Origin of the sequence: Confluentibacter sediminis (assembly GCF_003258355.1) — a bacterium.
Lineage (GTDB): Bacteria > Bacteroidota > Bacteroidia > Flavobacteriales > Flavobacteriaceae > Confluentibacter > Confluentibacter sediminis.
In genome coordinates this window covers 55235-79853 of sequence record NZ_QKPO01000015.1, presented here as the reverse complement: position 1 = coordinate 79853, position 24619 = coordinate 55235, and the positions used below count along the sequence as shown (strand labels likewise).

The following is a 24619-nucleotide window of genomic DNA, read 5'->3' as shown; positions in this document are numbered from 1 at the left end:
CATGAGTTTATTAGCGATTGGTATGTGGATGCTAAGTATTTGATTGTACCAACTATTGTCATATTAGTTTTAGGAACTCTCATTTACAATTGCTCCAAATACTTCCATTTCTAAAAATTACAATTCATGAAAAGAGACATAACAATAACCAAAAAAATGACCGATGTGATGGTGCTGCTATGCTTTGATATTGTAGAATTTTCAAGACTCTATGATGTAAACGCTAAAAGCATTTTTCAATGTAATGATAATATAAAAAAAGGTTTAAAATGGTTTGCCCACTCCGAGAGTTCTGTAGACTTATATAACAATATTGAAGATTTTCTTCAAACAGTAAAATTTGCCTTGTTATTATATGAGAATCTAAATATCCCCATGCAGAATAAGGATAAAATAATTGTTCAACTAACAAGCCTTCAAAAACACTTAACCGAATTACAAAATCAATTACACTAATATGATACCACTCATTAAAAAATATCGAAAATTTCAAATATCCCTATCGCCCCAACAAAATATTTTGTTCGGATTTATGACTTATACGTTTATAGGCTGGGCGTTACTGTGTGTACCTTTCTTCCATAAACAGGCAGTTTCGGCATTGGATAGTTTGTTTATTGCTACATCGGCCATTTCGACAACCGGGTTGGTGACAGTCAGTATTTTTGATACCTATAATTGGTTTGGTCAATTCATTGTCATGTTACTTATTCAAATAGGAGGTATAGGATATATGACGTTTACATCCTTCATTTTACTATCTAATAAAAGTAAACTAACCCATTGGCATCAGCGCGTTTTAAATGCTGAATTTTCTATGCCCAAAGGTTTTGAAATAAAAGATTTTTTGAAATCTGTCATCATCTTTACTATTGTTATTGAGACCATTGGAGCGTTATGCTTTTATATAGCCTTTACAAATGCAGGTGTAGAACCTAATTTTGCCATCTGGAGCAGTGTTTTCCATAGTATATCTTCTTTTTGTACGGCAGGGTTTGGATTATACAATGACAGTTTTGAGCAATTTGCTGGCAATACCTCCATCAATACCATTATTTCAGTATTATCCATTTGTGGGTCGTTGGGTTTTATTGTTGTTACAGATTTTTGGAATCGGCTTTCGGGCAAAACAAAAGCCATAACCTTTACCTCTAAAACCATCTTGGGTGTTATTGTGTTATTGTTAATCCTAGGTACTGTTATGATATATTTCTTTGAACCTTCTATAAGTCAATTAGAAGACAGTAAACTCATGGTATCGTTTTTTCAATCCATGACGGCACTTACAACAGTGGGGTTCAATACGGTTCCCATAAGTGATTTTTCACTGGGAATATTGCTTGTGGTTATTTTTTTAATGTATGTAGGAGCCTCGCCATCTGGAACGGGTGGCGGTATGAAGTCCACCACACTAACAGCCTTAATGGCGATTATGTGGAGCAGAATACGAAACAATAAACAGGTTACTTTTTTTGGAAAAGAGATTCCTCTGGAAAGACTTTATGTAGCCACTTCTGTTTTTATGCTTTACGCTTCGGTTATTTTTATTTCTACTTTTTTATTGGCAATGACTGAAGATTTTCCGTTAGACCAAATTCTTTTTGAAACCACTTCGGCCATAGGAACCGTAGGATTAAGTATGGGAGTAACAGGTAGTTTATCCGCTTTTGGGAAAATAGTAATCATTGCAGTCATGTTTGTTGGCCGATTGGGTGTATTAACTTTTGGGTTAGCCATTCTTGCCAGACGAAACAATATGAGAACAAAAGCAGGGGAAGTAGATTTGGCTATATGAGTTTTTGATGATTGACTCTTTAATTTAAAGTATGATGATACGTCGTTTCGAATTAATCCTATTTAATATTTAGGCGATTTCTGAAGAGTTTAGCAAATATCAGTACGACATAACACTGTTTATGAATTGGTGTTTAGGCAATAAACATATATTTAACCCACTATTTTGTAAGTTAAGATATCCATGTCGTCTAAATAGAATAATTATGAAACTCTTAAAAGCATGATTAAAATTAGGAGTCGGAATACCGTCTTTCGAATAAATTAATAATACATTTAATACTAGATAGGACGTCGCCATTAACAATAGGTTTAAACAACCAGCCGATGAACAGTATGTAACACCTTATAGCTATTAAAAAACAATAAACACTTATACATGAAAAATTTTGAAAATAAAAAAGTCGTCATATCAGGCGGAGGTAGTGGCATAGGAAAAGCGATAATCCATGAGCTGTACCAAAAAGGAACGAGGGACTTTGCAGTGATAGGTAGGGATTTAGATAAGTTGAAACCTTTACAAAATGAGTTCCCAGAAGCCCGTTTTCTGTTGTTTCAAGGGGATGTCTCCAAACCAGATGCCATACACGGATTTGTGAATGCCATCTCAAACGCATGGGATGAGGTGGATGTATTAATAAATAATGCCGGTGTGGTGAGTGCGGGCAAGCTGGAATCTATTTCAGATGAGGATATCGTTTCCCAAATAAATATAAACGTTACTGGCTTGGTTCTACTTACTAAACACGTGTTACCGCTTTTAAAAAAGAGCCAAGAAGCTGCTATTATTAATGTATCTTCGGGTCTGGGACTCATTGGGATGCCATTTTATGCCCCTTATGCAGCCACAAAAGGAGGCGTTAGGTTGTTTTCTGAAGCCATAAGAAGGGAATTGAAAGATTTCCCCATTCAAGTGCTAACGGTTTACCCAACAGCCACCGCAACCCCTATGATGGCATCTGCTAAAATGGGCAGCATGGATACCCCGGAATTAGTGGCACAAAAAACAATGGAAGGTTTACAAACTAATAAGATTGATGTGATTTTAGGGGGAGACCAACGTTTGGAAGATGTCAAAAACAATTTAAATCATCCCGAAGAGTTTGATAAAAAGGCTGCGACCATGTATAATGCCTTGTTAGAACGCACCTCCAATCACCGTTCCATGTAATTCGAAACTAGAGGCCTGTTTACAAATTAATAGCAAATGGGAAAGGGTTGTTATCGTTTTGTTTTTGTCTTTTGTGGATGGCCTGATGGGATGTTGTAAACAGGCAGTAAAAACATAGCCGTCAATGGGTTCAAAAAGTCAATAATGAACCACCTCCATTGTTATTAAAATACACGTCTAGAAACCGTCTTTTATAAGGACGGTTTTTATTTTTTAAAGTAAAACCTCACAAAATACAATATTAAAAGCATATTTCCAAATTATGACACATATTGACACGTTTTGACACATATTGACACACTTTGACACGTATTGACCCATCGTCCTAAAAAAGTAGGGGTTTTGTTCGAGTTTTGTTCGTGTCTTGTTCGAGGATGGCTTTGGTGTATGTTTTAAAAATGGGGGTTTGTACGAAGAAAGGACGAATTAGACTGAAATGGGTATGGGATAAGAGGGGTAATTAATGAAGATATCAAATAGATTATTCTGAAATGCTTCTTCTTTATTAATAACAAATTTGTCTTACAGTTTAGTTTGATTCTTAACCTTGAGAAATCTAACTTCGCTTATTGAGTGATATAAATCATTGATACGGATTCATATCTTTGAAATTGGCTTACATCTTGGTTCAATTAAAAATTCAGCAAAATATGTCACCAGCACACTTTAGCACTTTCGGTTTTTTGCAAATGCTTTAAAAACAAAAGAGCTAAAATTTTCTTACCACACAACTTGGGTATTCATAAAAATGTTTTAGATTTGTCAAAAAATGACAAGTCTTATGAAAACAACATTTGGAGAATACATTCGACTTTTGAGAACCGAAAAGGATTTAACTCTGACACAACTTGCAGCGAAACTGAATTTGGATTCTGCCAATTTGAGCAAAATCGAAAATGGAATTCGGGATTTCGATGAAAAGAGGCTTCCAAAATTGGCAAATATATTTGGACTCAACCTCAAAGAGTTGGGAGAAGAATATATAACCGATCAGCTAGGTAAGAGAATATACGAAACAAATTGTACAAAACAACTCTTAAAAGTAGCCGAAGAAAAGGCAGAATATCGCAGAACACTAAATAAAAACCTTCAAACAGAAAAAGCAGTATGAAAATAGTATCATTTTTTGCAGGAGCAGGCGGGCTTGATTTAGGATTCCAAAAAGCAGGTTTTAATGTGATTTGGGCAAACGAATATGACAAAGATATTTGGGAAACCTACGAGAAAAATCATCCTAAAACAATTTTAGATAAAAGAAGTATCATTGATATAAAATCTAACGAAGTTCCAGAATGCGACGGAATCATTGGTGGACCACCTTGCCAAAGTTGGAGTGAAGCTGGGTCGTTACGTGGAATAAATGACAAAAGAGGACAACTTTTTTACGATTTTATTAGAATCTTGGAAGCTAAACAACCAAAGTTTTTTCTTGCCGAAAACGTTAGTGGAATGCTTTTGAACAGACATAGCGAAGCTTTAAAAAACATACAAGAGTTGTTTAAAAATGCGGGAATTGGATATGAATTATCATTCCAATTACTTAATGCATCAGACTTTGATGTTCCCCAAGACCGAAAAAGAGTGTTTTTTGTAGGTATCCGAAAGGACTTGAACTTCAAATTCCAATTTCCAAAACCTGTGAAAGAAAAAATTTCGCTAGAACAAGCAATTATGGATTTGAAAGATAGCGTTGTTCCTGCAAAAGAAGGAAATAAAACCAATAAAGAAAATTGTCAAGTTTCAAATCACGAATATATGATTGGCGGATTTTCGTCAATGTTTATGTCAAGAAATAGAGTTAGAACTTGGGACGATCAATCTTTCACTATTCAGGCAGGCGGTCGCCACGCGCCTATTCATCCGCAAGCACCCAAAATGAAATTTATCGAACAAAATGTTCGTGAGTTTGTAAAGGGCAAAGAAGATTTATACAGAAGGTTAAGTGTTAGGGAATGTGCAAGAATTCAGACATTCCCAGATACATTTAGTTTTCATTATACTCACATAGCGGCCGGTTATAAAATGATTGGGAACGCAGTTCCTGTTAATCTGGCAAAGCATATGGCGTTAAGTATCAAATCCCAAATTGAAAATGCAGAAAAACAAATTTCTAAAACCAATATAATGCAATTAGAATTAGAAAATACACTATCCTAAAGTATGGCGAATCAAACAGTAAATGGAAAAGCGTTTGAATATGCTTTACTTATAGAATTCTATGAACGTTTAAAAAACATCACCAGCATTTCAATTAAAGAAAATGAACCTTATAAAAATGCAAAAGGTTGTTTTAATAGCTTTGTTGAAAACGATCGAGACACTTTTAGAATTACTGCTAGTGCAGCTATTAATTTTTTGATTGACATTGAACCTAAATTGTCAAATGGAATAGACAAAAGCGATACTTTGGTTCTTGAAATTGTCAGTGACCAAGCAGGCCAAACAGGTGATGTTCGGGATGTTTTAATAATTCGTTCTCTTCAAAAATGGGAAATTGGAATTTCTGCGAAGAATAATCACAGAGCGGTAAAACATTCTCGATTATCATTAAGCATTGACTTTGGCGAAAAGTGGTTGGGAGTGCCGTGTTCACAAAGCTATTTTAACGAAATTAAGCCAATTTTTGATATGTTGACAAGTTTAAGAGCAAAGGACAAATCAACGAAATGGACTTCGATTGAAAATATGCACGAAGTTGTTTATATTAAAATTTTAAACGCTTTCCGAAGAGAACTTTTAAGACTTGATAAAGAAAATCCAAATATTGTTGCCGAAAATCTTGTGCAATATTTGATTGGAAATCAGGATTTTTATAAAGTAATTAAAGGCAGCAAAAAAGTTGAAATTCAAGCTTACAATTTATACGGAACTTTGAATTTGCCATTTGAATCTGTAAAACCTAAAGCTAAAATCCCAAAACTGAAATTACCGACAAGATTAATTGAAATTGTTTATCAAGATAATTCAACTACTACATTGTTGGTATCATTAAATGAAGGTTGGCAAATATCTTTTAGGATTCACAATGCAAGTTCTAGGGTTGAACCTTCATTGAAATTTGACATTAATCTAGTTAGTGCACCACATACTTTATTTACAAATCATATTTTTATAGCATAATGCCAACGCTAAATTTCATGCTCAATTGCTAAAGCCAAAAATTACAAAATAGTATATCTAGCCACCACGCAATCTGAACTGAATTAAAAATATGGAATTGATAATTAGAACGGAACAAAGCCAGCCACTATTATCATCCTAAGGGATTTGTTTGCTAAACGAAAGGGGCTAACTTTCTCAAAAGTTCATTTAAGTGGAAAAGTAATAACATAATTTTCCTTACTAATACTATACAAAACCGACAACCATAACCCAAACTACCCACAAATCTCCTCCAAAACCCACAAATAATCCGAACGGTTTTCAATAAAATCCCTGTCAGAAATATCAATGATTTTGACGTTCACATCTGTTTGGCTTTTTAAAAATTCCAAATAACCCGTGTTTATTTTTTCCAGATACTCGTTTTGGATGTTGAGTTCGTAAGCACGTCCACGGCTTTTAATGTTTTTTTGCAAGCGTTCTGTGCTTTGGTGTAAAAACACATACAAGTCCGGTTTCGTAATGTCTTTGTACATTAAGTAAAACAGCTTGCGGTACAAATTAAACTCATCCTCTTGCAAGGTGATTTTCGAGAAGATAAGCGATTTAAACACGTCGTAATCGCTAATAATAAAGTCTTTAAACAAATCGAGCTGCGATAAATCGTCGGTAATTTGTTGGTAGCGGTCCGCTAAAAAAGACATTTCCAAAGTAAAAGCAAAACGCTTAGCATCTTCGTAAAACTTAGATAAAAACGGATTGTCGGCAAAACGTTCTAAAATCAGTTTGGCATTAAAATCATGTGCTATTTGGGTCGCTAAACTGGTTTTTCCCGCACCAATATTGCCTTCAATAGCGATGTAATTATATTTTGAAAAGTTGTAGGCTTTACTGGGGTTTTTTAACCAAATATTAATGGTTTCTAAAACGGAGTTGTCCTCGCAGGTTTCCAATAACTCTGAAATCTCCTTATGGTTTTCAGGATGTTTTAATTTGGAGTCCAAGTCATGCAGCGGTTGTAAAACAAACCGGCGCTTTGCCAGTTCTGGGTGCGGAACTTTAAGTGTTGAGGTATTTAAAATGCGGTTTTCTGCAAAAATAATGTCCAAATCTATCGGGCGCGCTTCATAAACCCCTGAATGGTTTCTTTCTCTGCCCAACCCTTTTTCAATAGTCAGTAATGCTTGTAATAAGGTTTCCGCTTCTAAAACACTTTCCACAATTAAAACAGCATTAAAAAAATCGTCACCATCAAAACCCAAAGCAGGCGATTTATAAACCCTTGAGATGGATTTTATTTGCCCAATAGTGTTGTGAATGGCATTTACAGCGTCCTGAAGGTTTTTAAATTTATCACCTTTATTACTGCCTAAAGCAATATGAAATGTTGTTGGTAGTCCCATAAGTTATGGCAAAATAATAAAAAGTAAATGGTTTCCTTTATATTTACAAGACCTATTTATTCACAATCTGATATGACCATACAAGACAAACTAGCCGCACAACGTATATACATGCTTCTGGGTGCGCTATTTATAACCTCCTTAGTCGTTTCCAATTTAATTTTTCAGAAATTTTTTTATTGGTACCCATTTCATATAGAAGTTTTTGGAACCAAGCTTTTTGAGATTTCTGTAGGTATTTTGCCGTACCCCATCACGTTTTTAATAACCGATTTAATCAGTGAAATTTATGGTAAAAAGCGTGCCAACCAAGTGGTAGTGGCAGGTATTTTTGCCTCTATCTTTTCATTAGGTATTGTGTTGGTCTCCGATGCGGTGCCAGCCACGAGTTGGTCGCCTGTTACAGATGGGATGTTTCAAACAGTTTTTGGCAGCACAGCTATTGCAGTCACCGCAAGTATGTTGGCCTATTTGTTTGCGCAATTTGTAGATATTCAAATCTATCATTTCTGGAAAGGACTAACCAAAGGGAAACACTTGTGGTTACGCAATAATGGCTCTACCTTTTGTTCCCAATTTTTAGACACCTTTACCATTGTATTTTTATTGTGCTCGTTTGATATTATAGAATGGGAGAAATTTAGCGGCTTATTAATAAGTGGCGTCGTATTTAAATGGCTGATTGCCATTTTCGATACACCTTTTATGTATTTGGGTGTGTTTCTATTCAAGAAACGATTTAAATTACAAGTTAATGAGGAAATTTCGTTATTGTAAAGTTTGTAATACAATATTTTCTTAAACTTAACATAAAATAAGATGCTAATTCATCTTTTAGTGCCAATTTTACGTATATTATTCTAGAGGTGTTTTTTCTTAACACCCCTAAAGAACAATAAATATTTTTATATGAAAAAAGCTTTAAAAATTACAGGTATTACATTACTAACGATTATTATATTATTGATTGCAACACCATTCTTGTTTCAATCGCAAATTCAGAATATGGTGAAACGGTTTATAAACCAAAACCTGAATGCACATGTGGAGTTTAGTGATGTAAGCTTAAGTTTTATAAAAAGCTTTCCGCAAGCCCATGTGAGTGTGAGCGATTTGGTCATTACTAATTTTGAACCTTTTAAAGATGAAACGTTTTTAACTTCTAAAAACATTTCGTTTACCATGTCTGTAAAAGAATTATTTAAAAAAGCAGATGACCCCATTGTTATCAATTCCATTAATGTTGATGAAGCCTTAATAACCTTGAAAACCAATAAATACGGCAAAAGTAATTACGACATTACAAAAGAAGATGACGCCCCAGCAAAAGAAACAAGTTCAAGTGGTTTTTCTTTTGATATACAAGATTATAAAATAAACAATAGTGCCATCACTTATTTAAGTGAAGAATCTAACCTCAGTCTTCAAATTACGGAGCTAAACCATCAAGGAAATGGTATTTTTTCAGCGGATAAATCGGAATTAGATACTAAAACCGAAGCGCATATAAGCCTTACCATGGATAGCACCAATTACTTAAACAATAACCTCATAAAGTTAGATGCCTTAATTGGTTTGGACTTAGCCAATAGCAAATACACCTTTAAAGATAACAAAGGGTATATTAATAAATTACCCATAGAATTTAAAGGCTATGTGCAACTTATTGAAGAAGGACAAGATATAGACATCACTTTTGAAAACCCGGAATCTTCTTTTAAAAACTTTTTGGCAGTTATTCCAGAAGCCTATTCAAAAAACATAGAAAATGTGGAAACTACGGGCGATTTTAAAGTCAAAGGTGTCATAAAAGGTAAAGTAACCGAAGAAACCATTCCCACTTTAGATATTAATATTAGTTCCAACAATGCCTCGTTTAAATATCCAGACTTGCCTAAAAAAGTTGAAGATATTGTGATTAATACATCTATTAAAAACACGACAGGTAATGTTGACGATACCTACGTAGATATACAAGCTTTGAACTTTAAAATAGATAATGATGTTTTTAAATCGTCCATGATGCTTAAAAACATAACAGGGAATATGCTTGTTGATGCTATGGTAAATGGTGTTTTAAACTTAGGAAATTTAACCAAAGCATACCCTCTTGATTTAGATACGCCACTAAGCGGGATTTTAAAAGCCAATATCAATACTTCCTTTGACATGGATGCTATTGAAACCAATGCTTTTGAGCGTATAAAAGCATCAGGAACGGCTAATATTACCAATTTTGTATTCACGTCCGATGCCATGAATCAACCCATGACCATCTCAAAAATGGACATGACCTTCAATCCATCAACCGTTAAGCTTAATAGTTTTGATGCTAAAACAGGGAAAAGTGATTTAAGTGCCACGGGAACCATTCAGAATCTATTGGGATTTGTAATGAGCGATAAAACCTTGCAAGGTAATTTTGATTTGTATGCAAACAATTTTGTGGTCAATGATTTTATGGCAGAAGACGAAAGTACTGCTACTAAAACCGAAACAAAAAGCGCAAATGCCACTACGGAAACCTTGAAAATTCCGCAGTTTTTAGATTGTACCATTCATGCGGTAGCAAAAAATGTAGTGTACGATAATTTGAATTTAAAAGATGTGATGGGCACGCTTTTAATAAAAGACCAACAAGCCACGGTTAAAGATTTAACCTCGAGTTTGTTTAAAGGGAAATTGGCAGTAAACGGAAATGTATCCACAAAAAATGCTACCCCTACATTCAGTTTTAATTTAGGAGCAAAAGATTTTGATATTTCCGAAGCCTTTAAAGGATTGGATTTACTTCAAAACTTAGCACCAATCGCCAAGTTTTTACAAGGGAAATTCAATACAACCATTGGTTTATCGGGAGATTTAGATAAAGAATTCACACCAAATTTAAGTACCATTTCTGGTAATCTTTTAGCGGAATTAATGGGAACAGAGGTGAACCCAAAGCAAAGTCAATTATTAACAAAGCTAAGTGGAGCTTTGTCTTTTGTTGATTTTAATAAATTGGACTTAAAAGATTTAAAAACCAAGATAGAGTTCGCCAATGGGAAAGTGAGCGTAAAACCATTTCAGCTAAAATATCAAGATATTACGATTGATGTGTCTGGATCTCATGGTTTTGATAAGTCCATAGGCTATAGTGCAGTATTTAACGTGCCGGCAAAATATTTAGGAAGCGACGTTAATAGACTTATTGGTAAAATAGATAATCAACAAGCAAATAATATAACCATTCCGGTAACGGCCAATATTGGTGGAACGTTTACAAGTCCAACCGTAAAAACCGATTTAACAAGTGGAGTGAGCAATTTAACCAAACAACTTGTAGAGATAGAAAAACAAAAACTATTAAATCAAGGAAAAGATAAAGTGCAAGGCATGCTTGGCGATTTAATAAATGGAAACAAGTCTAAAACAGACTCCCTTAAAACACAACAAAATAATACGGTTAAAGACGTATTAGGCGGTATTATTGGAGGCAGTAAAACAAAAACAGATACCACCTCTGTAAAAACAACCGATACCACAAAGACCAATGCCACAAAAGAGGCCGTTAAAAATGTACTTGGAGGCTTGTTAGGTAACAAGAAAAAGAAAGATACCGTTAAGTAAACAGTTATTGGGTTTCCGCATATTTAAAAGAAAATACCGTATTTATTAGGTTTTCTCATTAAAAAAGTTAAGTTGTAGGTATATAACTTTTAAACTTTTGAAATATAAATGCGGCAATTAAAAATAACAAAACAAGTTACCAATAGAGAATCGAAGTCCCTTGATAAATATCTTCAGGACATTAGCAAGATTGGATTAATTACTGCTGATGAGGAAGTTGAATTAGCTCAAAAAATACGCAAAGGCGATCAAAAGGCTTTAGATAAACTCACGACGGCTAATTTACGTTTTGTAGTATCGGTTTCAAAGCAATACCAAAATCAAGGTCTAGCCTTGCCAGATTTAATAAATGAAGGGAATGCAGGTTTGGTGAAAGCCGCAAAGCGATTTGATGAAACCAGAGGTTTTAAATTTATTTCCTATGCCGTTTGGTGGATTAGACAATCCATTCTTCAAGCTTTGGCAGAACAATCAAGAATTGTTAGACTTCCTTTAAACAAGATAGGGTCTATCAATAAAATAAATAAAACCTATTCTTTGTTGGAACAAACCCATGAAAGACCGCCAAGTGCTGAGGAAATTGCCAGTAATTTGGATTTCACGGTTAGTAATGTCAAGCAATCCATGAAGATTTCTGGAAAGCACATTTCCATGGATGCCCCTTTAAGAGAAGGAGAAGTTTCAAATCTATATGATGTGATGAGCTCCAATGAATCGCCTCAAGCAGATAGAGGCTTAATGAACGATTCTTTAAATGTTGAAGTGAATCGGGTTTTAGAGACATTATCTGAAAAAGAGGCAAAAGTTATAAGACATTATTATGGAATAAGTCAAAAACACCCCATGAGTCTTCAAGAAATAGGAGATGCTTTTGGTTTAACACGAGAACGTGTAAGACAAATAAAAGAAAAGGCTATTAGACGATTAAGACGTACATCAAAAAACAAAATTTTAAAAACGTATTTAGGATAATCCTGAAACACAAATCCATTAATTAAAAAATTATAGATGCTAAAAATTATTATTAAAGAAGGTGAAAACATTGAACGGGCTTTAAAACGCTATAAAAGAAAATATAGAAACGTTAAAGTGATGCAAAATTTAAGGGAAGCGCAATTTTTTACCAAACCATCTGTAAAAAGACGTAAAGAAATTCAGAAAGCAGAATACATTCAAAACATTAGAGATCAAGAAGATATTTAGTGGTTGGATTTTAAAATATATCCCATTTACAATAATAGGTGAGTGGGATTTTTAATGCATGGAAATACCAACAAACAAGCCTTCGTTACCGCGAATATTAAAAACAGTATCGTCGTCAAAAATTAAATACTGACCTTTTATTCCCATAAGTTTTCCCGTGTAGCTTTGTTCTTTTTCTAAATTTAAGCTTTTTGGATTTACAGTATATTTATGCACAGGAAATTCCAAATGGGTTTCAGAGTTGCTGGCAATAAAATAATCCATAGCTTCATTGGGGATGTATTGTTTTAAACGCTCTCGCCATGCCACCAAATCCTCATCCTTAATATCGTTTTTAAGCATGGACCGCCAGTTGGTTTTGTCGCTCACATAATCTTTTAGGGCAACCTCGGTGATGCCAGCTAAATATCTGTTAGGTACTTCAACAATTTCTATCGCTTCATGCGCACCTTGGTCTATCCACCGGGTCGGTACCTGACTTTTTCTGGTAACCCCTACTTTGACATTGCTGGAATTTGCTAAATAAACAATATGCGGCTGTAATTGCACTTTCTTTTCATACTCTAAGTCTCGGTCTTCTTTATCTAAGTGTGCGGTGCTAAGTTCGGGACGCATAATCCAATCCGCTGCTTGTGGAATATCAAAAAAACAGCTTTTACAAAACCCTTGTCTGTAAATAGGTTTATCTAAACCACAATTTAAACATTGGTATTTAATAAAACTAATGGTCATGGTTTTCTCTAGTAACTGGTTCATACTCAAAAAATCAGTTTCAAATACCAAATAGTATTGAATAGGATTTGAGAATTCACTTTCCATTTTTGTTAAAACACCTTCAAAAGTCATGAAAAAAAGTATTATTTTTAAGGAATTAAATATAATACAAATATGCCAATTCCGATAGTGAATTCTATTGCTTCTTGGTTTTTAAAAAAACGGTTCCATCAAATAGAATTGTTTTTAAAATACCCAAATGAAGTACAGAATGAATTACTTTTAAGTTTAATAGATTTTGCTAAGGATACTTATTTTGGTAAGGAACATGACTTTGCATCGATTAAAAATTATAGGACATTTGCAGAACGAGTGCCTATAACAAATTATGAAGGCTGCCAACATATTATTCAAAGAGCTAGAGATGGTGAAAATAATATTTTGTGGCCAACGCCCATAAAGTGGTTTGCAAAATCTAGCGGCACCACTAAATCTAAAAGTAAATTCATACCTGTTAGCCAAGAATCTTTAGAGGATTGCCATTATGCAGCCAGCAAAGATTTGCTGTGTATGTATTTAAATAATAATGAAGATTCGCAGTTATTTACAGGCAAGAGTTTAAGACTTGGCGGAAGTAAAGAAATGTATAAGGAAAACGGTACTATTTATGGCGATTTGTCTGCCATACTAATTGATAACATGCCTTTTTGGGCTGAATTTAGTAGTACGCCCAGCAATAGAGTGTCTTTAATGAGCAATTGGGAGCATAAAATGCAGGCCATTGTAGATGAGACCATTCAAGAAAATGTGACTAGTTTGGCAGGCGTGCCGTCTTGGATGCTTGTGCTATTAAATAATGTTTTGGAAACCACAGGGAAAAAGGATTTATTTGATGTATGGCCGAATTTAGAAGTTTATTTTCATGGAGGCGTTAGTTTTACACCCTATCAAAATCAATATAAAAAACTACTTCCCAAAAAAGGATTTAGGTATTATGAAATTTATAATGCGTCCGAAGGTTTTTTCGCTATCCAAGACCGGAATAACTCCAGTGAATTACTGTTGATGTTAGACTACGGTATTTTCTACGAGTTCATTCCTATGGAGTTTTATGGTACTTCACAAGAAAAAGCCATCCCATTAAGTGAGGTTGAATTAAATAAAAATTATGCCATAATTATCACTACCAATGCAGGACTTTGGCGGTATAAGGTAGGAGATACGGTTAGGTTTACATCTTTGAATCCGTATAGAATTAAAATTACGGGCAGAACACGAAGTCATATTAACGTGTTCGGAGAAGAACTTATCATTGAAAATGCTGAACAAGCTTTGAAAAAGGTCTGTAAACTTACCAAAGCAGAGATCGTAGATTATACGGCCGCTCCCATATTTATGGAAGGCAAGGAAAAAGGTGGGCACGAATGGATCATGGAGTTTAAAAGGCAACCAGAAGATATTAATTATTTTACTGAATTATTTGATAATGCCTTGAAAGCCTTGAACTCAGATTATGAGGCAAAACGATATAATAATATCACTCTTAACAAGCCAATAATACACATGGCACGCCCTAATTTATTTTACGATTGGTTAAAACAAAATAACAAATTAGGAGGGCAGCATAAAATACCGAGGCTTTCGAACAATAGAGATTATTTAGAAGCGTTATTAAGTTTAGACTATAAAATCTGATTATTTTACCGACCAATAGCATCCTGGAAAGTTTTTAAACGGGTATTTTATCTTATAATCTAAAATAGAGTAAAATTTTTTGCCCTCTTTTTAAATAACTATACTTTTACAAAAGTTTATAATTACCATGTGAATAATTTCAATAGTGTACATTATTAATTAACATCCATAAAAATAAAAAACACTCTAATTAGAGTGTTTTTTTATATGATTAATTCAACAATAATGGAATATTCACTTGTGATAATTACAGATAATACATATTGTTTTAGTTGTTAAACGTGTATGTGTTCATTAAATTTGCAGTCTAAAAGTCTAAAATAAATTATACCATTACGTAATTGGTAAAAAATAAAAATCAACTATGAGCGAAAACCATTCAGTAACTTTTGATGTATTGATAGAAATACCAAAGGGAAGTAGAAATAAATATGAATACGATTTTACATTACACAAAATCAGATTCGACCGTATGTTATTTTCATCCATGATGTATCCAGGTGATTACGGATTTATTCCGGAAACATTGGCTTTAGACCATGACCCGTTAGATGTTTTAGTATTAGGGCATCAGGCAACTTATCCTATGGTCGTTATGGAAGTAAGGCCTATTGGAGTGTTTCATATGACAGATGAAAAAGGACCCGATGAAAAAATCATTTGTGTGCCCGTATCAGATCCTATTTGGAGTAATAACCACGATATAAGTGACTTAAATCCTCACAGATTAAAAGAAATAGAGCATTTCTTTCAAGTATATAAAGATTTAGAAAAGAAAAAAGTAGATACAGGTGGATGGGGAAATGCAGAAGAAGCTATTAAGATTTATCACAAGTGTGTTCAAAGATATGATGAAAGTGAACACAAGAAAAAGAGAACGTTTACTATCTAATTGAAAGATTACTAATAAATCCCTAAAAAAATGAACCATCTTTAATTAAAGGTGGTTTTTTTTATCACTTATATTTTACTATTTTTAACTCCATTAAAAAAATATTTAACTAACTAACTTAATATGGAATTAATAGTAAATTTTTTGCCCCTTTTTGGTGTTTTAGGACTTTTATTCGTTTTTGTGAAGAGTGCATGGGTTACCAAGCAAGAACAAGGTAATGAAAGAATGATACGAATTGCTAAAAGCATTGCCGATGGTGCCATGTCTTTTCTTAAAGCAGAGTATAAAATTTTATCAATTTTTGTAATAGCCGTGGCTATATTGTTGTTTTTTAAAGGAAACAATGAAGTAGGTTCAAACGGTATGGTTGCATTGTCATTTATTGTCGGAGCCATTTGTTCGGCTCTAGCGGGCTTTATTGGCATGAAGGTAGCTACTAAAGCGAATGTGAGAACGACGCAAGCAGCTAGAACCTCTTTAGGGAAAGCTCTAGAAGTAGCTTTCGCTGGTGGGGCTGTCATGGGATTAGGTGTGGTTGGACTTGGCGTATTAGGTCTAAGTGGCCTTTTTGCTATATATCAAAACATATGGCCAGGAGCAGATAATTTAGGACTGGTTTTAAATGTGCTTTCTGGTTTTTCTTTAGGAGCATCTTCTATAGCGTTGTTTGCACGTGTTGGAGGTGGTATTTATACTAAAGCGGCCGATGTAGGTGCCGATTTAGTTGGGAAAGTAGAGGCTGGAATTCCAGAAGATCATCCTTTAAATCCCGCAACTATTGCAGATAATGTTGGTGATAATGTTGGTGATGTTGCTGGAATGGGAGCCGATTTATTCGAATCGTATGTAGGTTCTATTATAGGAACCATGGTTTTAGGAGCTTTTATTATCACACCGGATTTTGCGGGTTTGGGAGCTGTTTATTTACCATTAGTATTAGCTGCTGTCGGTATTGTGATGTCTGTTATAGGAACCTTTTTTGTTAAAGTAAAAGATGGAGGTAATCCTCAAACCGCTTTAAATATTGGGGAATTTGGTTCAGCAGGATTAATGGTTTTAGCATCATATTTTATTATCGATATTTTAATTCCAGAAACATGGGTTTATGAAAATGTTTCATATAGTTCCATGGGCGTGTTTTGGGCAACGATTGCAGGATTAGTAGCTGGTTTATTAGTTGGTAAAGTAACCGAATATTATACAGGTACAGGAACAAAACCAGTAAGCAGTATTGTAAAACAATCTGAAACAGGTGCAGCTACAAACATTATTGCCGGTTTAGGTGTAGGAATGATGTCTACCATGGTTCCTATTTTATTAATAGCAGCTGCTATTTTAGTGTCTCATTATTTTGCAGGTCTTTATGGTATAGCTATTGCAGCCGTGGGTATGTTAGCCAATACAGGAATTCAATTGGCCGTTGATGCTTACGGACCCATTTCTGATAATGCTGGTGGAATTGCTGAAATGGCAGAACTGCCTCATGAAGTACGTGAGCGTACCGATAAATTAGATGCTGTTGGTAATACAACTGCTGCGATTGGTAAAGGTTTCGCTATTGCTTCTGCCGCTTTAACAGCGTTGGCGTTATTTTCTGCATTTATGAAAGTGGCTAATGTTTCATCCATCGATGTTTCAAAACCGACTGTTATGGCAGGTTTGTTAGTGGGAGGGATGTTGCCTTTTGTGTTCTCTGCGTTATCAATGAATGCTGTAGGTAGAGCAGCTATGGCCATGATTGAAGAAGTACGTCGTCAATTTAAAGATATTCCACAGTTAAAAGCGGCTTTAGGAGTCATGCGTAAGTATGATTCTGATATGAGTAAAGCAACTGCAGAAGATCGAGCTATTTTTGATGCCGCCGATGGGTATGCAGAATATGAAAAATGCGTTGCCATTTCAACAAAAGCATCCATTAAAGAAATGGTGTTGCCAGGATTATTGGCCATTGCTGTTCCGGTAGCTGTTGGCTTCATTGGTCATGCTGAAATGTTGGGAGGTTTGTTAGCTGGTGTAACGACATGTGGTGTATTAATGGCTATTTTTCAATCGAATGCTGGTGGCGCTTGGGATAATGCTAAAAAGATGATTGAAGCCGATGGTCGTAAAGGAACAGATGCCCACAAAGCAGCTGTTGTTGGAGATACTGTTGGTGACCCATTTAAAGATACTTCGGGGCCTTCATTAAATATCTTATTAAAATTAATGTCGGTTGTAGCCTTGGTCATTGCACCAAGTATAGCTTTGCCTTCCGATGATGTTATGACAGCTTATGTATCAAATAATGATGCGCAAAAAGAAATGGTTTCTAAAGAAGTTAAAGTGAATATGATTGAAAATGAAGATGGTACTTTTAAAGCCGTGGTAACTACAGTAACAACTAAAAACGGAGAAACATCTACAAGTTACGAAAACTTTACAGGAACAGAGGAAGAAGTTAAAGCGAGTGTAGAAGCTTTAAGAAATAACGATAAAATTGATTCATCTGAAATGTCAAATTCAGAACAGATGACAGAAGACGTAATCATTAAATAAAATAATTAACCTTTTAAACAAAAAAACCACGCATTGGCGTGGTTTTTTTGTTTAAAAGGTGCCAATAAAACCAATAGTGCCATAGCCAGCTTTTATTTGCCAGTTTATTTGCTTTAGTTTTGAATAGTTGTAAACATTTTTCTTTTTCATAAAATTATCCATGCCATCCACAACTACAATACTTAAAGCAATGCCAAGACCAACATCGCTCAACCAATGTGCATCTGCCCATAACCTTGAAACAGGAGCAATGGAGCCGAGTGTATAAATACCTGTTTTTATCCAAAAATTATCAAACTGTTTAGCAATTGAATGTGCCATTGAAAATGATAAAATAGCATGACCAGATGGAAATGAATGATATCCCGCTCCTTTATCAAAAGGTTTGAAATCGTCTCGATTTCCAGACGAGGGGCGGGCACGTCCCACAGCGGTTTTAGTAATAGATTGAACAATGCCAGACGTAACTGCAGATGTAATAATTAAAACGCCTGTGTGGCGTACCTTTTCGTTATCTGTTATGAGTCCAAAGCTATAAATTCCTGCGGTAAGCATAAAGAAGTTTTGAGGACTACCAAAGTACCACCCAGCGTCTTTCAAGACTTGTGGAACATCTTTTTGATGATTTTGAAAAAAAGATTGAGCATCATTATCAGCTAGATAAAGAATTCCCGTACCAGCAACTATTGCACCCGCGGTAATAAAATCTCCTTTTTGCCATCGTAAGGGCTGCGTCAATCCGTTACCAATGCTTTGCAATGTGAATTTACCATCAAAGGCAAGTTGTTTCCATATTCTGTTTTTTGTTGCCGTTGTGTCTGTTTGGGCTTGGCTAATATTCGAAAGTAAAAAACAAATATAAAAAGCAGTTAAAGTTTTAAAATTCAGCATCAATAGAAAATATAAGGAATAATTATTTTTAAAACTTTCTAAAACAATCCATTAATCTCTGCGTCAATGGTATTGATGACATGTCCTAAATCTTCTGGATTATCTACAAAATCAAGTTTATCTACATCGATAATTAATAATTTGCCTTTATCATAACCATGAATCCAAGCTTCATAGCGTTCGTTCAACCTGCTTAAATAATCTATGCTTATAGAATTTTCGTAATCGCGTCCACGTTTGTGGATTTGTGCCACTAAATTCGGAATAGAGCTTCGCAAATAAATTAATACATCTGGCCCTTGAACTAACGATTGCATTAAATCAAAAAGAGATTTATAGTTTTCGTAATCACGATTGGTCATTAAACCCATGGCATGTAAATTAGGCGCAAAAATATGGGCGTCTTCATAAATTGTCCGGTCTTGAATAATGTCTTTACCACTTTTTCTAATTTGTAACACTTGTCTAAATCTACTGTTTAAAAAGTAAACTTGTAAATTAAAACTCCAACGCTCCATTTGATTATAAAAATCATCTAAATACGGATTATCTACGACATCTTCTAGTTGTGCCTCCCATTTATAATGTTTTGCTAGTAATCTAGTCAGTGTGGTTTTTCCGGCTCCAATGTTACCGGCAATAGCAATATGCATGTTTTAGTTTATTTTTAATTTAAATTTATGAAGATATTCACCATCGTAAATATACAAGGTTTCGTCGGTTGTATAAAACTGATTTATCAATAAATTGGGAAGTTGTATGGCAGCAGGTATTTCTGCATTGTCTTTTAAATAAAACAGGTCATTATCTTTTTTTAAAATAAGATTTCCATTGTTTTCAACTATTTCAGTAAACCCGTTATTCTTTATTTTTTTTAATAAACTTCCAGAATAATTATATATGTATAAATGGTCTTTAGTTAGTAACCAGCAAGCATTATAATTGCTTTTTAAGTCAAAAACGTTACCTTTAACAGGTAAGGTTTTGGCTCGACTAGAATTGCTTTTGTAATCATAAAGTTCTAAAGTTTGTGTGTCTTGATTAAAAACCCAAAGGGTATTATCAGAGCCCGTAGATATATGCGTCACGTTTTTATGTGGTTGAAAGGTGTTAAAATCAATTTTAAACATTTCAGTAAGTCTATTATCTAAAACCACAACAGTATTAACATCTTTATAAAACACATTGATTTTTAAAGGATTAAACGTGTTGACTGATGTGATGTTGCCTAATTCAAAATTATTATATCCAATATCAATACCTTTTGTTTCATCCGTTTTTTTAAAAAGAATGTTTTCTGAAATATAAAATATAGTATCAAAGTTATTTGCACTCACTAAGGTGTCTGCCTCTAAAGCAGTTTTATCTATAAACAATGTTTCAATAGCATCTTTTTGAAATATGGATAAAGATAAAAAGGTAATAATATAATATATATGTCTCATAGTTGGGTGTTGGGTTTGAAAACGCTAAAATTCAAACAAATTTTAGTTATAAAAGTTTTAGCCGTGCAATTTAATAAGAATTTAACTATCTACAATTAAACTAAAGAGGTTTAAATGAGTCTAAGTGTCATTAAACGAGTTTTATACGTGCCATAAACATGAAATTATGAAAATTATATCTCCAAAAATAGCCCTTACCGTATCATTGCTTTTTTTTACAGTTTTATCTTTTGCTCAAAAAGACTTTCAGGGAAAGGTTTACTACCAAACGAAAACATTTTTAGACATGGGTAATTTTGGAGGAGGGCAGATGAGCGAGGCGCAAAAAAAGCAAATAGCAGAACGAATGAAAAGCGCTTTGGAAAAAACATACATACTCACATTCAATCCGTCAGAATCACTTTATAAAGAAGAAGAAAAATTAGATGCTCCAGCGCAAGGTGGAGGCGGTATGCGTTTTGGAATGATGAGCGCCGGTGGTGGAAATCAATACAAGAATATAAAAGACTTACAATTAATACAAGAACGGGATCTTTTTGGAAAACAATTTTTGGTAAAAGATAGTTTGTCAAAATTAAATTGGGACATGGGAACTGAAACCAAAATGATTGGTCAGTATATGTGTTTTAAAGCCACTGCAATAAAAAAAGCAGATGTAGGCATGGGACTCCCGAATTTTAATAGAAATAATAATCAAGAGAGCCAAGATCCTATCGCTAAGGAATATACAGTCACTGTTTGGTACACACCACAAATACCTGTGAGCCAAGGGCCGGGAGATTATTGGGGATTACCAGGTTTGATATTAGAAGTTCATGATGATACAACGGTTATGTTATGCTCAAAAATTGTATTGAATCCGACCGAAAAAGAAACCATAAAGATGCCTTCTAAAGGGAAAGTGGTTACAAAAGAAGAGTATGAAAAAATAGCGGCTGACAAACAAGAAGAAATGCGGCAAAACTCCGGTGGAGCAAGATCTGGTGGAGGCTTTGGCGGAGGGAGAAGAGGTTCTTTTTAAAAAAACAAAACCAACAAACCAATCCATAAAATTTAAATGAAAAAATTAATTTTTTTAGTAACTGTTTTAGTTGCTACGTCATCGTATGCACAAATAAAACTTGAAGGTGTCGTAAAAGATAGTTTAGGCTCGCCTTTAGAACTGGCTAATGTTATAGCCATCAACCAACAAACCCAAAAATTGGATTCTTATGGAATTACCAATGAGAAAGGGTATTATAAGTTAACTTTAGATAAAAACACCTCTTACAAAATACAGGCGAGCTATATTGGTATGAAAACCGCGCAAGAGGATGTTGTGACAAAAGAACAAGATGTTCTGAAGAATTTTAGTTTACAGGAAGATAATAGTCTAGAAGAAGTAGAGTTGGTCTACGAAATGCCAGTAACCATTAAAGGGGATACCATTTCTTATAATGCGGACTCATTTAGTACGGGAACCGAAAGAAAATTAGGCGACGTACTTAAAAATTTGCCTGGCGTAGAATTGAATGATGACGGACAAATTGAGGTTGAAGGCAAAGTGGTTTCTAAAATTATGGTGGATGGAAAAGAATTTTTTGATGGTGATACCAAACTGGCTACACAAAATATTCCGTCGAATGTGGTTGATAAAATACAGGTTCTTAAAAATTATGCTGAGATAGGCCAATTAAGTGGTGTTACAAATAATCAAGATAATGTAGCCATCAATATTAAATTAAAAGAAGGTAAAACAAACTTTTGGTTTGGTACTGTGACTGCTGGAGGTGGAGCTTCAAATCAAAATGAATTATACTTGTTTCAACCCAAACTATTTTATTACAGTCCAAATTACAGTATAAACATTATAACAGATTTAAACAATTTAGGTGAAGTTGCTTTTACACGTCGGGACTATTTCAATTTTACGGGAGGTTTCAACAGTCCAAGTAGAACAAGTGGAACCAATATTAATTTAGGAAGCAATAATCTGAGCTTTTTAACTGCGCAAAATAATAGAGCTAAAGACATAAGTAGCAAATTTGGAGCAGCAAATTTTAGTTGGTCTCCCAAAAAGACATTGGATTTAAGTGGTTTTGCTATTTTCTCAAACAGTAAAACACTCCTTCAAGAAAATAGAGATGTTCTATATACCAACCCAAATTTAGGTATACCAGATGAAAGTACTCAAAGTAATACGGTGCAACGTAGTGATTTAGGTATGTTAAAATTATCTGCTAAGTATAAGCCTAATGGAAATAATCAATTGGATTATGATATTATGGGAAGGCTATCAAAAGAATCTCAAGACCAAGATTTTTTCTCAACAGTGAATGGTAATATAGCTCAATTACAAAGTTCTACACCTTACAGTATCAATCAAAATTTAAATTATTATAAGACTATTGATGATAAAAACATATTTGCTTTAGCAGTTCAACATTTACTACAAGATGAAGACCCATTTTACAATGCGATTTTAGATGATAAAGCTAATTACGATGGCACGGCAAATAATTTAGGTCTAGATGGTGCTCAAATAGATTATAATATTGCTCAAAACAAGCGTATAAAAACCAATCAATTAGATGCTAAATTAGATTACTGGAATATTTTAAATAATAAAAGTGATATTAATTTGACGTTAGGAACTATACTAAGCTCACAAAAATTTAATTCAGATATTTTTCAGTTTTTAGATGATGATTCTAAGTTTGATCCAACACCAACTATTAATAATGGGTTAGATAGGAATGATATTAAATATAATTTTAGTGATATGTATGTGGCAGCACATTATAGATTAAAATCTGGTATGTTTACGTTCACTCCAGGGGTTTCATTACATGCTTATAGTACAAAGAATACACAACAAAACACCAAAACGGTTGACAACTTTTTTAGAGTATTACCAGACTTTAATATGCTTATGCAAATAAAAAATAGCGAGCAAATTAGTTTGAATTACAGAATGCAAACCCAATTTACCGATGTGGCAAACTTCGCCAGTGGTCTAGTTTTAAATAGCTATAGCTCATTATTTTCTGGCAATCCAGATTTACAAAGTGCTTTATCCCATAATGTGAGTTTATCATATAACAGTTTTAATTTGTTTAACTATACCAATGTGTTTGCAAGTTTAAATTACAATAAAAGTATTGATAATATAAGAAGCACCTCTATTTTTGAATCGGGAAGTGTCGTTCGTGTGAGTACACCTTTTAACTCGCCTTTTGCGGATGAAAGTGCTAGTGCTAATGGAAGATTTCAACGTACATTTGGTAAAATAAGAGCCTCTGTAAATGGGAACTTCAGTTATTCAAAGTTTAACCAGTTTATTCAAAATACACAATCGGTAAACGAGAGTTTTTCTCAAACATATGGCGCCGAATTAAGAACTAATTTTAAAACGGCTCCTAATGTTGAGGTGGCATATCGCTATGGTATTCAAGATAATAATCAAGGAAGCAATAACACCAAATTCTATACAAAAACACCCTCTATAACCATAGATGCTTTAATTTTAAAAACGTTTACTTTTAATACGGATTTCTCTTATAATAATTATAGTAATGATGTAAAGACTATAAATAATTATAAATTTTGGAATGCGTCCCTATCTTACAGAAAAGATAATGATGCTAAGTTAGAATATCAAATTAAAGCTACTAACTTGTTCAATACTAAGTCTCAAAACAATACCAATGTTAGTGATTTTTCAGTAAGTGCTACAGAATATTTTATACAACCATTATTTGTGTCGTTTAGATTGATTTATCAGTTGTAAAATAAAGGTTTTTATTTTGTACAATTAAAGAAGAGTAATATATTTGCCCTCGGTTTTGGGGAGATACTCAAGCGGCCAACGAGGGCAGACTGTAAATCTGCTGACTACGTCTTCGTAGGTTCGAATCCTACTCTCCCCACTAATGAAAATAAAAAAGCAAGCTAATATAAAGCTTGCTTTTTGTTTTATGGTTTCGTTTAAAGTTTTATATACTTTTTGTTGTGTGCAGTTTTTAATTATTATTTTTTTAAACTCATTCAGTTTTTGATAGTTTTATGAGACCATTCTTGGAAAGTTACTGCCCTTCTTAAAAATAGTACATAAAAAATCATAAAAAGAATAAATACGTCAAATAGAAGATAGCGGATATTTTTTATAAAGCCAAATAGT

Annotated in this window: 20 protein-coding genes and 1 tRNA gene; 16 read left to right on the top strand and 5 right to left on the bottom strand. The window is 34.0% G+C overall.

Annotated features, from left to right (window positions below; translation table 11 throughout):
• Positions 1-126: 126 nt before the first annotated feature.
• From DKT72_RS14055 to DKT72_RS14030, 6 genes are all read left to right on the top strand, one after another.
• Positions 127-456 carry a hypothetical protein gene (locus tag DKT72_RS14055; RefSeq protein ID WP_111309381.1) on the top strand — a complete coding sequence of 110 codons (330 nt, stop codon included), beginning with the start codon at positions 127-129 and terminating at the stop codon, positions 454-456.
• A gap of 1 nt (position 457) precedes the next feature.
• Complete coding sequence (locus tag DKT72_RS14050; RefSeq protein ID WP_111309380.1) at positions 458-1795, top strand: TrkH family potassium uptake protein; 1338 nt, start codon at positions 458-460, stop codon at positions 1793-1795.
• Positions 1796-2173: 378 nt separating this feature from the next.
• Positions 2174-2965 (top strand): SDR family NAD(P)-dependent oxidoreductase, encoded by a 792-nt coding sequence (locus DKT72_RS14045; protein ID WP_111309379.1) that lies wholly within the window; start codon positions 2174-2176, stop codon positions 2963-2965.
• Positions 2966-3746: 781 nt separating this feature from the next.
• On the top strand, positions 3747-4076 hold the full coding sequence (locus DKT72_RS14040) for a helix-turn-helix domain-containing protein (RefSeq protein ID WP_162623318.1): 330 nt from the start codon (positions 3747-3749) through the stop codon (positions 4074-4076).
• Positions 4073-5122, top strand: coding sequence for a DNA cytosine methyltransferase (locus DKT72_RS14035; protein WP_111309377.1), 1050 nt, complete (start codon positions 4073-4075; stop codon positions 5120-5122). Before DKT72_RS14040 ends, DKT72_RS14035 begins: the two co-directional genes overlap by 4 nt.
• Before the next feature lie 3 nt (positions 5123-5125).
• A complete protein-coding gene (locus DKT72_RS14030) occupies positions 5126-6085 on the top strand; it encodes a HaeIII family restriction endonuclease (protein ID WP_111309376.1) in 960 nt (319 codons plus the stop codon).
• A 257-nt stretch (positions 6086-6342) separates the two neighbouring features.
• Here the strand turns inward: DKT72_RS14030 and folK are convergent, their stop codons facing one another.
• Positions 6343-7470 (bottom strand): 2-amino-4-hydroxy-6-hydroxymethyldihydropteridine diphosphokinase, encoded by a 1128-nt coding sequence (folK, locus tag DKT72_RS14025; protein WP_111309375.1) that lies wholly within the window; start codon positions 7468-7470, stop codon positions 6343-6345.
• A 72-nt stretch (positions 7471-7542) separates the two neighbouring features.
• Here folK and DKT72_RS14020 point away from each other — a divergent pair, with 72 nt between their 5' ends.
• The 4 genes from DKT72_RS14020 to rpsU all read left to right on the top strand — a co-directional run bounded on the left by DKT72_RS14020 (position 7543) and on the right by rpsU (position 12285).
• Entirely contained in the window at positions 7543-8247 is a 705-nt protein-coding gene (locus tag DKT72_RS14020) for a queuosine precursor transporter (RefSeq protein WP_111309374.1), read from the top strand.
• Positions 8248-8379: 132 nt separating this feature from the next.
• Positions 8380-11082 carry an AsmA-like C-terminal region-containing protein gene (locus tag DKT72_RS14015; RefSeq protein WP_111309373.1) on the top strand — a complete coding sequence of 901 codons (2703 nt, stop codon included), beginning with the start codon at positions 8380-8382 and terminating at the stop codon, positions 11080-11082.
• Positions 11083-11190: 108 nt separating this feature from the next.
• Positions 11191-12054 carry a sigma-70 family RNA polymerase sigma factor gene (locus DKT72_RS14010; protein ID WP_111309372.1) on the top strand — a complete coding sequence of 288 codons (864 nt, stop codon included), beginning with the start codon at positions 11191-11193 and terminating at the stop codon, positions 12052-12054.
• A gap of 36 nt (positions 12055-12090) precedes the next feature.
• Positions 12091-12285, top strand: coding sequence for a 30S ribosomal protein S21 (gene rpsU / locus DKT72_RS14005; RefSeq protein ID WP_111309371.1), 195 nt, complete (start codon positions 12091-12093; stop codon positions 12283-12285).
• A 51-nt stretch (positions 12286-12336) separates the two neighbouring features.
• Here rpsU and DKT72_RS14000 read toward each other — a convergent pair whose 3' ends face one another.
• On the bottom strand, positions 12337-13131 hold the full coding sequence (locus DKT72_RS14000; protein WP_111309370.1) for a DUF2797 domain-containing protein: 795 nt from the start codon (positions 13129-13131) through the stop codon (positions 12337-12339).
• Between the two features lie 42 nt (positions 13132-13173).
• On the opposite strand from DKT72_RS14000, the gene DKT72_RS13995 reads away from it, so the two are divergent.
• The 3 genes from DKT72_RS13995 (at position 13174) to DKT72_RS13985 (ending at position 18124) form a co-directional block, all read left to right on the top strand.
• Positions 13174-14694, top strand: coding sequence for a GH3 auxin-responsive promoter family protein (locus DKT72_RS13995; protein WP_111309369.1), 1521 nt, complete (start codon positions 13174-13176; stop codon positions 14692-14694).
• Between the two features lie 364 nt (positions 14695-15058).
• Positions 15059-15586: an inorganic diphosphatase gene (locus tag DKT72_RS13990; protein WP_111309368.1), complete on the top strand. Its 528-nt coding sequence runs from the start codon at positions 15059-15061 to the stop codon at positions 15584-15586.
• Between the two features lie 123 nt (positions 15587-15709).
• Positions 15710-18124, top strand: coding sequence for a sodium-translocating pyrophosphatase (locus tag DKT72_RS13985; RefSeq protein ID WP_111309367.1), 2415 nt, complete (start codon positions 15710-15712; stop codon positions 18122-18124).
• A 51-nt stretch (positions 18125-18175) separates the two neighbouring features.
• Here DKT72_RS13985 and DKT72_RS13980 read toward each other — a convergent pair whose 3' ends face one another.
• Genes DKT72_RS13980 through DKT72_RS13970 form a run of 3 tightly spaced genes read right to left on the bottom strand, consistent with a single transcriptional unit; the run spans position 18176 to position 20460 of the window.
• Positions 18176-19015 carry a phosphatase PAP2 family protein gene (locus DKT72_RS13980; RefSeq protein ID WP_111309366.1) on the bottom strand — a complete coding sequence of 280 codons (840 nt, stop codon included), beginning with the start codon at positions 19013-19015 and terminating at the stop codon, positions 18176-18178.
• A 38-nt stretch (positions 19016-19053) separates the two neighbouring features.
• Positions 19054-19668, bottom strand: a complete 615-nt coding sequence (locus tag DKT72_RS13975) for a deoxynucleoside kinase (protein WP_111309365.1) — start codon at positions 19666-19668, stop codon at positions 19054-19056.
• A 3-nt stretch (positions 19669-19671) separates the two neighbouring features.
• On the bottom strand, positions 19672-20460 hold the full coding sequence (locus tag DKT72_RS13970; protein ID WP_111309364.1) for a hypothetical protein: 789 nt from the start codon (positions 20458-20460) through the stop codon (positions 19672-19674).
• A gap of 166 nt (positions 20461-20626) precedes the next feature.
• Between DKT72_RS13970 and DKT72_RS13965 the strand changes: the two genes are divergently transcribed.
• From DKT72_RS13965 to DKT72_RS13955, 3 genes are all read left to right on the top strand, one after another.
• Positions 20627-21481 (top strand): GLPGLI family protein, encoded by an 855-nt coding sequence (locus tag DKT72_RS13965; RefSeq protein WP_111309363.1) that lies wholly within the window; start codon positions 20627-20629, stop codon positions 21479-21481.
• Between the two features lie 36 nt (positions 21482-21517).
• Positions 21518-24229: a TonB-dependent receptor gene (locus tag DKT72_RS13960; protein WP_111309362.1), complete on the top strand. Its 2712-nt coding sequence runs from the start codon at positions 21518-21520 to the stop codon at positions 24227-24229.
• Positions 24230-24286: 57 nt separating this feature from the next.
• Positions 24287-24368: transfer RNA gene (locus DKT72_RS13955), tRNA-Tyr, on the top strand.
• Positions 24369-24619 lie beyond the last annotated feature (251 nt).

Bases quoted from the DNA above. Each gene is read 5' to 3' on its own strand.
- DKT72_RS13960 (WP_111309362.1), top strand. From the start codon at position 21,518: ATGAAAAAATTAATTTTTTTAGTAACTGTTTTAGTTGCTACGTCATCG.
- DKT72_RS13970 (WP_111309364.1), bottom strand. From the start codon at position 20,460: ATGAGACATATATATTATATTATTACCTTTTTATCTTTATCCATATTT.
- DKT72_RS14035 (WP_111309377.1), top strand. From the start codon at position 4,073: ATGAAAATAGTATCATTTTTTGCAGGAGCAGGCGGGCTTGATTTAGGA.
- DKT72_RS13975 (WP_111309365.1), bottom strand. From the start codon at position 19,668: ATGCATATTGCTATTGCCGGTAACATTGGAGCCGGAAAAACCACACTG.
- DKT72_RS14015 (WP_111309373.1), top strand. From the start codon at position 8,380: ATGAAAAAAGCTTTAAAAATTACAGGTATTACATTACTAACGATTATT.
- DKT72_RS14000 (WP_111309370.1), bottom strand. From the start codon at position 13,131: ATGACTTTTGAAGGTGTTTTAACAAAAATGGAAAGTGAATTCTCAAAT.
- DKT72_RS13985 (WP_111309367.1), top strand. From the start codon at position 15,710: ATGGAATTAATAGTAAATTTTTTGCCCCTTTTTGGTGTTTTAGGACTT.
- folK (WP_111309375.1), bottom strand. From the start codon at position 7,470: ATGGGACTACCAACAACATTTCATATTGCTTTAGGCAGTAATAAAGGT.
- DKT72_RS14050 (WP_111309380.1), top strand. From the start codon at position 458: ATGATACCACTCATTAAAAAATATCGAAAATTTCAAATATCCCTATCG.
- DKT72_RS13980 (WP_111309366.1), bottom strand. From the start codon at position 19,015: ATGCTGAATTTTAAAACTTTAACTGCTTTTTATATTTGTTTTTTACTT.
- DKT72_RS13965 (WP_111309363.1), top strand. From the start codon at position 20,627: ATGAAAATTATATCTCCAAAAATAGCCCTTACCGTATCATTGCTTTTT.
- DKT72_RS14010 (WP_111309372.1), top strand. From the start codon at position 11,191: ATGCGGCAATTAAAAATAACAAAACAAGTTACCAATAGAGAATCGAAG.
- DKT72_RS14030 (WP_111309376.1), top strand. From the start codon at position 5,126: ATGGCGAATCAAACAGTAAATGGAAAAGCGTTTGAATATGCTTTACTT.
- rpsU (WP_111309371.1), top strand. From the start codon at position 12,091: ATGCTAAAAATTATTATTAAAGAAGGTGAAAACATTGAACGGGCTTTA.
- DKT72_RS13995 (WP_111309369.1), top strand. From the start codon at position 13,174: ATGCCAATTCCGATAGTGAATTCTATTGCTTCTTGGTTTTTAAAAAAA.
- DKT72_RS14045 (WP_111309379.1), top strand. From the start codon at position 2,174: ATGAAAAATTTTGAAAATAAAAAAGTCGTCATATCAGGCGGAGGTAGT.
- DKT72_RS14040 (WP_162623318.1), top strand. From the start codon at position 3,747: ATGAAAACAACATTTGGAGAATACATTCGACTTTTGAGAACCGAAAAG.
- DKT72_RS14020 (WP_111309374.1), top strand. From the start codon at position 7,543: ATGACCATACAAGACAAACTAGCCGCACAACGTATATACATGCTTCTG.
- DKT72_RS13990 (WP_111309368.1), top strand. From the start codon at position 15,059: ATGAGCGAAAACCATTCAGTAACTTTTGATGTATTGATAGAAATACCA.
- DKT72_RS14055 (WP_111309381.1), top strand. From the start codon at position 127: ATGAAAAGAGACATAACAATAACCAAAAAAATGACCGATGTGATGGTG.